We start from the raw sequence: 13,091 nt of genomic DNA, 5'->3' as shown, positions 1-13,091 counted from the left end.
TCGTGCTCAATTGAAAGACGGCGGCTGACTGAGATCGTTGGCGGGCGGGTTTTGCTGCCCGTTACCCTGGTCGGCCGGCTTACCGTCAAGCGGATTGCCGCCCGGCGGCTGGAGACCCGGCAGGCCGAGGCCGCCGCCGTTGTCCTGGCCAGGAGCGCCGAAACCGGGAACCTCGATCTTGATCGTGTTGGGATCGACACCCGCGCCCTCGCCCTTGTAGTGCATGACCATCTGCGGGAACATGATGGTCAACGCCACCATCAGGACCTGGATACCCACGAAAGGCACCGAACCCCAATAAATCTGTCCCGTCGTGACGGGTGCGATCTGCTTGCCTGTCACCCTGTCGAGATAGGGGACGCGCGCGGCCACCGAGCGGAGATAGAACAGCGCGAAGCCGAAGGGCGGATGCATGAAGCTCGTCTGCATATTGACGCCGAGGAGCACGCCGAACCAGATCAGGTCGATGCCGAGCTTGTCGGCTGCCGGCGCCAGCAGCGGCACGATGATGAAGGCAAGCTCGAAGAAATCCAGGAAGAAAGCCAGAAAGAAGACAAGCGCGTTGACGGCAATCAGGAAGCCGACTTCGCCACCGGGCAGCGACACCAGCAGATGCTCGACCCAGACATGGCCATTGACGCCGTAGAAGGTCAGCGAAAAGACGCGCGAGCCGATCAGGATGAACAGCACGAATGCCGAAAGCCTGGTCGTGGAGGTCAGCGCCGAGCGGACGACCTCCATGTTCAGCCTGCCTTTGGCCGCAGCCATCGCAAGCGCGCCGACCGCACCCATCGCGCCGCCTTCCGTCGGCGTCGCGATGCCGAGGAAGATCGTACCGAGCACAAGGAAGATCAGAGCGAGCGGCGGAATGAGGACGATGATGACCTGCTGCGCCAGCCGGGACATCAGGTTGACTTTCATCCCCTTGTCCAGAACCGCAACCGCATAGATGAAGGCGACACCGACCGTGGCGCCGAGAATATCGGCATTTTCGCCGTAGCTCGGCGTCAGGTAGACATGTGCGGCATAGGCCACGCCGGCGCAGACCAAGAGTGCGATGAAAAGAGACGTGACGCCGGAGCCGAGCGAACGGGCCTCCTTCGGCAACGCCGGCATGGAGTTCGGCCGGATGATCGACATGATCAATACGTAGAGCATGTAGAGACCGGTCAGCACCAGGCCGGGAATGAGTGCGCCGGCATACATGTCGCCGACCGAACGGCCGAGCTGGTCGGCTAGGACGATCAGCACCAGCGACGGCGGAATGATCTGCGCCAGCGTTCCAGAGGCGGCGATGACGCCGGAAGCGACCCGCCGGTCATAGCCATAGCGCAGCATGATCGGCAGCGAGATGAGCCCCATGGCGATGACCGAGGCCGCAACGACGCCGGTGGTGGCGGCAAGCAGCGCACCGACGAAAATCACCGCATAGGCGAGACCGCCACGGATAGGCCCGAAGAGCTGGCCGATCGTATCGAGCAGGTCTTCCGCCATGCCGGATCGCTCCAGCACGATGCCCATAAAGGTGAAGAACGGGATTGCCAGCAGCGTGTCGTTCGACATGACACCCCAGAAGCGATCCGGCAGGGCGTTGAGAAGCGGCCAGGAAAGGTTGATGGTGCCGCCCGAATAGGGCGCGAGCTCGACGCCGATCCAGAAGAACAGCAGTCCGTTCGCGGCAAGCGCGAAGGCGACCGGATAACCCAGCAGCAAAAAGACGATCAGCGAGGCGAACATGATCGGCGCCATGTTCACGGCAATGAATTCGATCATCAGCGCGCCTCCTCTGAAGGTGTTTCGACATCAAGAGGCGCATGTGTCGGCACATAGGGGGTCGGATCGTCCATATCGCCGCGCATGACCGCGATCTTCTTGATAATCTCGGAGAGCCCCTGCAATGCCAGCAGAAAGAAGCCGGCCAGCAGCAGCGCCTTGCCCGGCCAGATGATCAGGCCGCCGGCGCTGGAGGAAACCTCCCCCGACAGGAAGGAGGTGCGGACATAGGGTACGAGGTCATAGAGCATGAGGAGTGCGAAGGGCATGAGGAAGAGGCAATGGCCGAGCAAGTCGATCCAGTGCTGCGCCCGGCGCGGCAAGGAGCCGTAGACGATATCGATGCGGATATGTTCGTTCTGGCGGAGCGTGTAGGCGGCGGCGAGCAAGAAGGCTGCGCCGAACAGATACCATTGCGCTTCCAGCCATGCATTCGACGAGGTGTTGAAGACCTTGCGTACGATGGCATTTCCAGCGCTGACCAAGACAGCGACCAGAATGAGCCACGAGACTGATTTTCCAATTATCTCAGTCACATAGTCAACGAATCGGCTGAAGCCGAGCAATATTTTCATGATTTCCCCCCGCAGCGATTCTTGCCGAAGCTCTTTTTGCTGCCCGGAGCTAGAGTGCCGATTTCAAACGGTGAATCAAGAGCCGGCGCGGTTTTTCCAAGCGTGATGACGCTCGAGTAGAATGTTCGTATATTGGGCCTGGTCGTTGCATTTGCGATTTGCCGCCCTTGCCCACATGCGGCATTCTGATAAAGATCGCATCAATAATCATACTAATCGAGAGACACCCATGTCCCCCATCAACCTCGCTATCGTCGGTGTCGGCAAGATCGTCCGCGACCAGCATCTTCCGTCCATCGCGAACAACGCGGATTTCAAACTGATCGCGACGGCAAGCCGCCATGGCACCGTCGAGGGCATCCCGTCCTTCACGACGATCGAAGCCATGCTCGATGCCGTACCGGCGATCGATGCAGTATCGCTCTGCATGCCGCCGCAATATCGCTATGAAGCTGCCTACAAGGCGCTTTCGGCCGGCAAGCACGTTTTTCTCGAAAAGCCGCCGGGCGCGACGCTGAGCGAAGTTGCCGATCTCGAGAATCTCGCAAAAGCCAAGGGTGCTTCGCTCTTTGCAAGCTGGCATTCGCGCTATGCTCCGGCCGTGGAGGCTGCGAAGACCTTCCTCGCCAACACCAGCATCCGCAGCGCCCACGTGATCTGGAAGGAAGACGTCCGCCATTGGCATCCGAACCAGGAGTGGATCTGGCAGGCCGGTGGCCTCGGCGTCTTCGATCCCGGCATCAATGCGCTGTCGATCGTCACCCATATCCTGCCGCCGCTCTTCCTCACCGGCGCGACGCTCGAATTCCCGGAAAACCGGGATTCGCCGATCGCCGCCGATCTGCGCTTCAAGAGCGCCCAGGGCCTTCCGGTTCATGCCGAATTCGACTGGCGCCAGACCGGCAAGCAGAGCTGGGATATCGTTGCCGAAACCGATGCTGGCCAGATGGTTCTCGCCGAAGGCGGCTCCAAGCTTTCGGTCGACGGGGAGCTGAAATTCTCCGCGCCTGAGGCCGAATATCCTTCGCTCTATCACCGCTTTGCCGAGATCGTCAAAGCCGGCACCTCCGATGTCGACGTTTCGCCGCTGCGTCATGTCGCCGATGCCTTCATGCTCGGCAAGCGCAAATTCGTCGAAGCATTTTACGATTGATGGGCTTTACCCGATGGAGACAACGCGCCCCGCAACATGCTAGCGTGGCGCATTATCTTCATCGGGGAGTTGCCGATGGCAACGGAAAATGTGCAACCTTTCGGGCTCGGCGTTGGCAATAAATCGGTCAAGCTTGCAGAGCCAAACCAGAGCTGGCGCGAGGCCTATTTGCTGGAGGAAGCTGCTATTCGCAGCGCGCTCGGAGACCTCGCCGTCGATGTGCAGCATTTCGGCAGCACCTCCATTCCCGAAATCAAGGCCAAGCCGATCATCGACATAGCCGTCGGTGTCCGGCGCTTCGAGGATGGCCTTGCCTGTATCGAGCCGATGGCATCGATCGGCTATGTCTATGCCGGCAACAATATCGTTGCGGACGATCATATTTTCGGCCGCGATATCGAAGGGGATACCCGCACGCATCTGGTGCATGTGGTGGAGCATGGCGGCCTGAATTGGCGCCAGTTCATCCTCTTCCGCGACCGGATGCGCACGCGTCCGGACCTCGCGCATGCCTATGAGGCGCTGAAGGTCGAGCTTGCGACAAAATATGCCAATGATCGCGCAGCCTATACCGCCGCCAAGAAGGACTTCATCCAAAAGATTCTGGCGGAAGACGACTGAGCGGTTCAGCTTTCACGGAAGCTCTGAACCGCTCTTTCTCTTTATTTTCCCGCAATGCCGGGCGGAAGACCGCTCGGTACCTTTCCTGGAATTGCCCTAAGCTTTCTTTTCCCAGCGGCCATCCTGCGTCTGCTGCCAATAGGTGAGGTTGTGCCCCTCGCCTTTCAGGCGCTTCCATTGCGCACGCGCGCTTTCCAGCTGTTCCTGATCATAGCCGTCGAACATCAGCACGACGCGCTGGTACGTTGCGACATCCGTAGCCTCGGCGCCGTCGATGAAAAAGCGCACCGTCGCCTTATTCACATTGTCGGACGAGATGGTCAAAAGCACCGGCTGCCGGTCCGCCATCCCGCCGTCATCCGTGCCATGCGGCAGGAAACTGTCTTCGCGATAGGTCCACAGATGGGAATCGAGGAGATCGCGCCGCGCCGGCTCGCGCATCTGCACGGCGACCTGCCAGCCGCGCTCGACACTCTTGTCGATCAACGGCGGCAGGGCGTCTTCAAGCTTCGATTCCGTCAGGTGATAGAAGAGAACGTCGGTCATGCCGTCCCTTCTATCTGACAAAACCCGGCTGGTCACGATTCGTAGTTGGCGCGGACCAGCTGATCGAGCAGGCGCACGCCGAAACCGGAACCCCAAGACTGGTTGATCTCGTCCTGGACCGACCCCATCGCCGTACCGGCGATATCGAGATGCGCCCACGGCGTTTCACCGACGAAGCGCTTGAGGAACTGGGCGGCAGTGATCGAGCCGGCGTGGCGGCCGCCGGTGTTCTTCATGTCGGCGAACTTGCTATCGATCATCTTGTCGTAGTCCTTGCCGAGCGGCATGCGCCACAGGCGCTCATCGGTGACGAGGCCCGCCGCGGTCAGCTCACCCGCCAGCTTGTCATCGTTGCAGAACAGGCCGGCCTGCAGGTTGCCGAGCGCGACGAGGATGGCGCCGGTCAGGGTCGCCAGGTTGATCATGAATTGCGGCTTGAAGCGGTCGTTCGTGTACCAGAGCGCATCGCAAAGAACGAGCCGGCCCTCCGCATCCGTGTTGATGATCTCGATCGTCTGGCCGGACATGGAGGTGACGATATCGCCAGGACGCTGCGCATTGCCGTCGGGCATGTTCTCGACGAGACCGATGACGCCGATGACGTTGACCTTGGCTTGCCGCGCGGCAAGCGTGTGCATGAGGCCGGTGACGGCCGCCGCCCCGCCCATGTCGCCCTTCATCTCTTCCATGCCGGCAGCGGGCTTGATGGAAATGCCGCCAGTGTCGAAGACAACCCCCTTGCCGATGAAGGCGACGGGCTTGTCCTTCGCCTTGCCACCCTTCCAGTGCATGATGACCAGGCGCGGCGGCCGGGCAGAGCCTTGCGCGACGCCGAGGAGAGCGGCCATGCCGAGCCGGCGCATCTCGCGCTCCGTCAAGATCTCGATCTCGACGCCAAGCTTTTCCAGCTCCTTGGCCTTGGCTGCAAACTCCACGGGACCGAGGACATTCGGCGGCTCGTTGACGAGATCGCGCGCAAGGAGGACGCCGCCCGCGACCGCTTCCGACGTTGCATAGAGCTTCTTGGCGGCCGCGGCCTCCTGGGTAACGATCGTGACCTTCACTGGCTTGCGGCTCTTGTCGTCATCGTCGCCCTTCTTCGTCTTATATGTATCGAAGCTATAGGCGCGCAGGAGCATGCCCAGGGCAAAATCGGCGGCTTCCCTGGCACCGACCTCGATTGCCGGCGCATCCAGGAAGATGGCGACTTTCTCAACATTGCGGATTTTCGCCGCCGCGCTGCCGCCAAGCCTCAGCCAGTCGTGCGCAGCCAGGTCTCTTGCCTTGCCGGCACCGATGACAATGATCCGATCGACGGGCGAGGCCTCGGGAGCGATGATATCCAAAGCGCTTAACGTCTTGCTCTTGAAGCCGGCTACGGGCGCAGCCCTGGCGAAAACATTGGCCGGATCGGCGCTCTCGGCGCCCGCCGGCAACTCACTGTCCGTGCCTTTCAGGAGAATGGCCAGACCGCCGCTGAGGCGAGCCGACTTGGCGAAGGAAATCTCGAATTTCACAGACATTTCTGCTCCGATAAACATGCGTCGTAATAAGGGAAGTTTGCACAACCATCATTCTAGGTTTGACTAGCGAACACAAGCGTTTGGCAAAGCATTCGCTAAAGAAGCCCGCTCCGTGGCTTCAAATCCCTGTCATTGAGAGCAGCTAGGCTATGCGCAATGGTGTTTTGCCGCTCTCCGGGGCGGCCAGATCTTTTGCCGGAAAGCCGCCTTGATCATAGATTTCAACAGTTTCAATCGCGAAGACCGCTCCCCCGAGATTTTGCGACCGCGCACTGCGGGCGATGCCTTCATCGGCCTCTTCTGTCTCTGGTGGGCACTGCTCGGCTTCTTCTCGGTTTTTCCACAGATCGATCTCACGGTCGCGAATATGTTTTTTCTGCCGCAGCAGTGCCTGGCAAGCACGCGCCTGGACCAGATATGCGGCATCTTCCCCTACAATGCGGACACGCATATGCGGCTGCTGCGGGAGATATTCTTCCAACTCCCCTACATCGTAGCCGCCGTTCTCGTCTGGATGCTGTTCCAGTGCTGGCAGCATCACGGAGCGACCTTCAACAGGCTGCGGGCGCGCAATCTGAAGATCGCGCTTGAGTCGCTGCTGATCGGCCCGGTGCTGATCGTCAATCTCTGGCTGAAGGCTTTTTCGGGGCGCCCGCGCCCGAGGCAAACCGACCTCTTCGGCGGCACGCTCGATTTCGTCCAAGCCGGATCCTTCGCCGGGAAATGCGCCAGCAACTGTTCGTTCATCTCGGGCGAAGCAGCGGCTGCCGGCTGGCTGTTCTGCCTGATCTTCATCATCCCGCAGCCATACCGATCGGCTGCCGCGCTGCCGATCGCAGCCGCTTCGATCCTCATTCCCGCCCTTCGGGTGGCTTTTGGCGGACACTACCTCTCCGATGCCGTGCTCGGCTGGCTTTCATCGCTTGTCATATTCGCCGCGCTCCTCGCATTATCCCAAACGACACACGACAGAAGAATCTCGGAAAATTAACGATTTTTTTCGAGTTGGTTGTCGCCAAAAAAACTTAAACAGCGTAGATGAGGGTGAATCTCTGTCGGCTGGTCCGGCAGCTGTTGCGTTTAAGGGCCGGCATGAAGTTATTCGAGACATATATCGTACGGCGTGTCGGTATGATGTTCCTGGTGGCGTTGCTGCCGGTGCTCGCCATTATCTGGACGACCCAGGTGCTGCAACGCATCAATCTCGTGACGGATAGCGGCCAGTCGATGGGCTCGTTCGCAAAGCTCGCGACGCTCATTCTGCCGACGATTATTCCGATCGTTCTGCCTTTCGCATTGGTCATCGGCATCACGCAGACGCTGACGGCGATGAACAGCGATTCGGAGCTGACCGTCATGGAGGCGGCCGGCGCAAAACGCAGCATCATCATCCGTCCGATCATGATTCTCGCCATCGCCATCAGCGCATTTTCCTTCTTCGTCGACAACGCGGTCGAGCCTAGAGCCCGCGTTGCCGCCCGCCAGATGGTAGCCGAGGCCTATGCCGACCTTCTTTCCACCGTGATCGAAGAGAAGAATTTCCGGCGCATCGAAGACGGGCTCTACGTACAGATTTCGCAGCGTATGTCGGGGCGCATCCTCAAAGGGTTGTTCGTGGTCGATTCCCGCGATCCCGCCTTCGACCTCATCTATTATGCGAAGGAAGGCGCCGTCGATCCGAGCGGTACGTCGCTGCTGATGAAAGACGGCGAAGTGCACCGCAAGACGGCCGACGGCAATGTCTCGGTCATCAAATTCGATTCCTATTCCTTCGATCTCTCCGACATGACCCAAAGCCGCGGCCAGGCGAACCTGCGCGCCAGCGATCGCAGCCTCGGCTTCCTCCTCAATCCGGATCCGAACGACCCGGATTACAAGACAAGACCTGGCAGCTATCAGGCCGAGTTGCATCGGCGCCTCAACGAATGGGCACTGCCCGCGATATTCGCGCTTATATCCCTGGTGATTGCCGGCGATGCACGCTCGCATCGCGAGGCGCGGCTGCACCCTATGGTATCGGCGTTGACGATAGCCTTCGCGCTGCGCTGGGCCGATTTCTATGCGGCCAACCAGATCGACAATTCGCCTCGCTTCGTCGGCATTCTCTACGCCATCAATATCATCGCCGCTGTTGTCGCGATCGCGCTGCTCATGCGTAACCGGAAAATGTCGATACCGGTATCGATCCGAAACCGCCTCGGTAACTGGCGGCAACGGATTCAGGATCGCATGCCGGCGGCGCCGGGCGGCTCCAACGGGAGCGGCGCATGATTTTCGGCACGCTCGGGCGTTATTTCTTCACGCGTTACATCGTGACGACGTTCTGGTTTTTCCTGGGCGTCATCTCGATCGTCTATCTCGTCGATTTCAGCGAGACAGCCGGCCGACTGGCCGGGCTGCCCGGCTATTCTGTCTCGCTCGGCCTGGTGATGACAGCAGTCCGATTGCCGTTCATCCTGCAGCAGACGGTGCCGTTCATCGCACTCTTCGTCGGCATGACGGTGTTGATCGCGCTCAATCGTCGTCGCGAACTGGTTATTGCGCGTGCGGCCGGCATCTCCGTCTGGCAGTTCATGACACCGTTCGTCATGGGCGCCTTTTTCGTGGGGTTGCTGACCATGCTCGCCCTCAATCCGGTTGCCGCATGGGGACAGCGCCAGGCGGAAACGATGGAAGCCGATCTGCGTGGCGACCCTTCCTATCACAACAAGCTTTCGGTCCCGTGGCTGCGTCAATCGAACGGCAAGGACGATACGATCATCGGCGCCAAGGCCATTTTGGACAATGGAACAACGCTGATGGGCGTTGTCTTTATCCACTTCGATTCACAGGGAAATATCGTCCTGCGGCAGGACGCGCAGTCGGCAAAATTGGAAGATGGTTACTGGCTTCTTAACAATGTCGTCCAGCGTCGGCCAGGCGAGATACCGGATCATAAAAGTTCGGTACAGGTTCGTACGAATCTGAAACAGGATTTCGTTTCGCAGCGTCTGGCGCAGCCGGAAACCATTGCTTTTTATGATCTTTCTAATCGAATAAAGATCGCACATTCCTTCGGGATATCGACCAACGCACTTGAGACACAGTTTCATTCGCTGCTATCGCAACCATTCCTTCTCATAGCAATGACGTTGATCGCAGCAACCGTGTCCCTAAAATTCAGTAGATTCAATCAATCGCGCTCCGTTATTCTGGGTGGAATCCTCTCCGGCTTCGTGCTTTATGTTGTCACCGTGCTTGTAAAGGCATTCGGGAGCAGCGGAGTGGTTCCTCCCTATGTGGCGACATGGATACCCGTGATCGTCGCATTGGCATTCGGAGCAACGATCCTGCTTCATCAGGAGGATGGCTAAGTGGCGGCAGGCAACCGCGAGACTATTAAAAAGATTGTGGCTGCCCTCGTTACGGGCACGGCTGCATGCGCATATGTTATGAGCCCGGCCGTGGTTTACGCCCAGGCCAACAACAATAATAATGGCGGTGCCGGCACTGTTACCTCCCCTATCAAGGTGAAGGTGCCGGAAGGCGCGAAGCTAGTCCTTTCGTCCAACGAATTGGTCTACAACAAGGATACGCAGATCGTCACCGCAAGCGGTGCGGTCCAGATCAACTATGGCGGCTATAGGATGGTCGCTCAGAAGGTCGAATATAATCAGAAATCCGGACGAATGACGGCGCTCGGCAATGTCGAGCTGATCACTCCGGACGGCAATCGCATGTACGGTGACAAAATGGACGTCACCGACAGCTTCTCCGACGGGTTCGTGAACGCCCTTCGCATTGAAATGCCTGACAACACCCGAATGGTCGCCGAAAAGGGCGAGCGCGTCGGTGGCAATCAGCTGATCCTCACAAAGGGCGTCTATACTGCTTGCATGGCCTGCTCTGAACAGGGCCGTGCGCCGCTTTGGCAGGTCAAAGCACAGCGCGTCGTCCAGAACGGCGTGACGCACACGATCCGTCTGGAGCATGCCCGCTTCGAGCTGTTCGGTCTGCCGATCGCCTATGTTCCGTGGGTCACGGTTCCCGACAATACGGTCAAGCGCAAATCCGGCTTCCTGTTTCCGTCGGTGAGCGTTTCGCAGCGTCTCGGCGTTGGCGTAAGGGTTCCGTACTATTACGTCATCTCACCGAGCATGGATGCGACGGTCACCGCCACGGGCTTCAGCAACCAGGGGCTGTTGCTCGAGGGTGAATTCCGCCAGCGTTTCGAGAATGGCACGCATATCCTGCGCGTTGCCGGCATCAATCAGATGAATCCGGACTCCTTCGTTGCCGGTACGACTGATGCCGAGAACAAAACGCGCGGCATGATCAATTCCAAGGCCGACTTCAGGATCAATCCTCGCTGGACTTTCGGCTGGGATGTCATGGTGCAGAGCGATAACAATTTCTCGCGCACTTATGGACTGGACGGGCTCAACCAGAGCACCCATACGAACCAAGCCTATCTGACTGGTATCGGAAAGCGCAATTTCTTCGATATGCGCGCCTTCTACTATAACGTGCAGGACACGGATAATAACGCCACTGCACAAAAGCAGCAGGCATATGTCTATCCGAGCATCGACTATCACTATGTCGATCCGAAGTCGGTCTATGGCGGCGAGCTGTCGGCAACGATGAACTTCACGCACCTGTCGCGTGAGAAGACATCCGCACTCGACAACGTAGTCAATCTTGGCGACGCCAACTTGAACGACCGTTTCCTCGGCCTCTCCGGCGACTATACGCGTCTCAGCACCGAACTGCAGTGGCAGCGTACCTTTACGACCGATGAGGGCCTTGTGCTGACGCCATTGGCGGCGGCGCGCGGTGACGTCTATGGTCTGGATATGAACTCGCCCAACTCTTTCGGCGCATCGTTCAGCTATCCCGGCAATTACGACACCAGCGACTATGCCACCCGTGGCATGGTCACGGCGGGGCTCGAAGCCAAGTACCCGTTCCTGATCACGACAAGCAACAGCACGCACGTGTTCGAGCCGATCGCGCAGATCTATGTGCGGCCGGACGAGCAGCTTGCTGGTCGGTTGCCAAACGAAGATGCACAGAGCTTCGTTTTTGACGCCACCAATCTTTTCGATCGTGACAAGTTCTCGGGCTTCGATCGCATCGAGGGTGGTACACGCGCGAATGTTGGGTGGCGTTATACGGCCAGCTTCGACAGCGGTTACAAGCTTCAGCATATCTTCGGACAGTCCTATCAGCTCGCGGGACGCAACTCGTTTGCGACGGACGATCTGGCCGGTGTCGGTTCGGATTCGGGGCTTGAAACGACTCGCTCCGACTATGTCACCATGTTCGGTCTGACGACACCGCAGGGTATCTCGCTCGCGACATCCTATCGCTTCGACCAGAAGGATTTCGCTTTCAAGCGTGGCGATACATCCGTCGGCTTCGCGAACGATGTATTCCAGACGTCCTTGATCTACACGCATATTGCAGCTCAGCCGCAATATGGTTTCACCAGTAATCAGGATGAAATCCAGTCGCGCGCGCAGATCAGGTTCAAGGAATATTGGTCTGTCTTCGGTACCGTTAGCTATGATCTCAATAACAATGAAATCACTCGCCAGGGCGTCGGTCTTTCCTACGAGGACGAATGCACGATCTTCACCGTGTCATTCCTCGACAAGAAGGATACGACAGCCAGCTCGGCCAGCAATTGGTCGATCGGCGCTCGTCTGACCTTCCGTACGTTGGGAGACGTCAATCTCGGCAGCGTCCAGGACGCAACGTTCTGACATAGATCGAACTTGCAAGGAGCCGGCTTCATCGCCGGCTCTTTTGCGTTGAGACGGCCCGCTATTCGCGGTGTCATTGTTTCGCCGCAAGGATTTTGCAATTCATCGCGCTTGATGTAGACATGTGGCGCAAAAGTTGCCGTATTGCGCCAAGGCGTACCGATATGGCGCAAGGCCGGCAGGAAAGACCTTTGGGAAGGGGTAGTTGATGTTTTCTGGAAAGACACCGATGCGCGCTCTACTGTTCGGAGCAGCAGCTTTGGTTATGGCGAGTTTCACCGTGCCGAGCAGCGATGTCGCTTTCGCGGCCAGCGAGGTGAAAGTCCTCGTCAACAGTCAGGTGATCACGTCCGGCGACATTGCCAAGCGCGTCGCTTTCCTCAAGCTGCAGCGCCAGAAGGGCGACCTCGGCAAGGTCGCCAAGGAACAACTTGTCGACGAGACGCTGAAGCGCGCGGAAATCTCCCGCCTGCGCATGTCCGTTTCTACCACTGATGTCGACGCCGCCTTTGGACGTTTCGCTGCCAGCAACAAGATGTCGCCGGCTCAGCTCAGTCAAATTCTTGACAAGGCCGGAGTCGGTGTCGACCACTTCAAATCCTACATCGCCGTTTCCATGAGCTGGCCTCGCGTTGTCAACGCACGCTTCGGCGCAAGAAGCCGTATGTCGAACGACGATCTCGTAACACGCATGACCGAGAACAAGACGAAACCGGTCACAACGGAATATTTCCTGAAACAGATCGTTTTCGTTGTGCCGACGGCAAAGCGGAACGCCATCCTGAACAAGCGCAAGGCCGAGGCTGAAGCATCGCGTTCCAAGTTCCCCGGCTGTGACCAGGCAAAGGTCTTCGCCGCAACCATGCACGATGTCTCCGTTCAGGATCTTGGCCGGGTGCTCGCACCGGAAGTTCCCGAAATGTGGAAGCCGCTGCTGGAGAAGGCTTCCGGCAACACGACCTCCCCTATCGTGACCGACCGTGGCATCGAATATGTCGCCATCTGCTCCCAGCGTCAGGTGAACGATGACGTCGCCGCCGCCGCCGTGTTCCGCGCCGAGGATATCGGCAAGGATAAGGCCGGAGGCGTCAGCGCCAACGACAAGAAGTACGTGGATGAACTGCGCTCCAAGGCGCAGATCGTCTATCGCTGA

General features: G+C 58.8%; 12 protein-coding genes. 7 read left to right on the top strand and 5 right to left on the bottom strand.

All coding sequences use genetic code 11. The features are described from left to right. Positions 1-6: 6 nt before the first annotated feature. Positions 7-1,773, bottom strand: a complete 1,767-nt coding sequence (locus HGP12_RS22630) for a TRAP transporter large permease subunit (RefSeq protein ID WP_168842146.1) — start codon at positions 1,771-1,773, stop codon at positions 7-9. Further along, entirely contained in the window at positions 1,773-2,348 is a 576-nt protein-coding gene (locus HGP12_RS22625; protein WP_168842145.1) for a TRAP transporter small permease subunit, read from the bottom strand. Before HGP12_RS22625 ends, HGP12_RS22630 begins: the two co-directional genes overlap by 1 nt. Before the next feature lie 229 nt (positions 2,349-2,577). Here HGP12_RS22625 and HGP12_RS22620 point away from each other — a divergent pair, with 229 nt between their 5' ends. Then, a complete protein-coding gene (locus tag HGP12_RS22620) occupies positions 2,578-3,501 on the top strand; it encodes a Gfo/Idh/MocA family protein (RefSeq protein WP_168879628.1) in 924 nt (307 codons plus the stop codon). 75 nt (positions 3,502-3,576) lie between these two features. Next, the gene (locus tag HGP12_RS22615; protein WP_168842143.1) at positions 3,577-4,122 is read left to right on the top strand and encodes a GrpB family protein; all 546 of its coding nucleotides are present in this window, start codon (positions 3,577-3,579) and stop codon (positions 4,120-4,122) included. Between the two features lie 96 nt (positions 4,123-4,218). Here HGP12_RS22615 and HGP12_RS22610 read toward each other — a convergent pair whose 3' ends face one another. The 3 genes from HGP12_RS22610 to HGP12_RS34685 all read right to left on the bottom strand — a co-directional run bounded on the left by HGP12_RS22610 (position 4,219) and on the right by HGP12_RS34685 (position 6,642). Then, positions 4,219-4,668 (bottom strand): DNA polymerase III subunit chi, encoded by a 450-nt coding sequence (locus tag HGP12_RS22610; RefSeq protein WP_168842142.1) that lies wholly within the window; start codon positions 4,666-4,668, stop codon positions 4,219-4,221. A gap of 32 nt (positions 4,669-4,700) precedes the next feature. Further along, positions 4,701-6,191: a leucyl aminopeptidase gene (locus HGP12_RS22605; RefSeq protein WP_168842141.1), complete on the bottom strand. Its 1,491-nt coding sequence runs from the start codon at positions 6,189-6,191 to the stop codon at positions 4,701-4,703. 142 nt (positions 6,192-6,333) lie between these two features. Beyond that, positions 6,334-6,642 carry a hypothetical protein gene (locus HGP12_RS34685; protein ID WP_312862926.1) on the bottom strand — a complete coding sequence of 103 codons (309 nt, stop codon included), beginning with the start codon at positions 6,640-6,642 and terminating at the stop codon, positions 6,334-6,336. Between HGP12_RS34685 and HGP12_RS22600 the strand changes: the two genes are divergently transcribed. The 5 genes from HGP12_RS22600 (at position 6,538) to HGP12_RS22580 (ending at position 13,091) form a co-directional block, all read left to right on the top strand. Beyond that, a complete protein-coding gene (locus HGP12_RS22600) occupies positions 6,538-7,182 on the top strand; it encodes a phosphatase PAP2 family protein (RefSeq protein WP_312862925.1) in 645 nt (214 codons plus the stop codon). The two genes, HGP12_RS34685 and HGP12_RS22600, sit on opposite strands and share 105 nt — an antisense overlap. 101 nt (positions 7,183-7,283) lie before the next feature. Then, positions 7,284-8,462, top strand: a complete 1,179-nt coding sequence (locus HGP12_RS22595) for an LptF/LptG family permease (RefSeq protein WP_168842139.1) — start codon at positions 7,284-7,286, stop codon at positions 8,460-8,462. After that, positions 8,459-9,544, top strand: a complete 1,086-nt coding sequence (lptG, locus tag HGP12_RS22590; protein WP_168842138.1) for an LPS export ABC transporter permease LptG — start codon at positions 8,459-8,461, stop codon at positions 9,542-9,544. The genes HGP12_RS22595 and lptG overlap by 4 nt, the downstream gene beginning before the upstream one ends. Continuing rightward, the gene (locus tag HGP12_RS22585) at positions 9,545-11,938 is read left to right on the top strand and encodes an LPS-assembly protein LptD (RefSeq protein WP_168842137.1); all 2,394 of its coding nucleotides are present in this window, start codon (positions 9,545-9,547) and stop codon (positions 11,936-11,938) included. 208 nt (positions 11,939-12,146) lie between these two features. Continuing rightward, on the top strand, positions 12,147-13,091 hold the full coding sequence (locus tag HGP12_RS22580; protein WP_168842136.1) for a peptidylprolyl isomerase: 945 nt from the start codon (positions 12,147-12,149) through the stop codon (positions 13,089-13,091).

The organism is Rhizobium sp. P28RR-XV, assembly GCF_012641385.1.
Taxonomy (GTDB): Bacteria; Pseudomonadota; Alphaproteobacteria; order Rhizobiales; family Rhizobiaceae; genus Rhizobium.
Note: the sequence above shows the minus strand (reverse complement) of the source record. Positions and strands in the feature narration are given on the sequence as shown.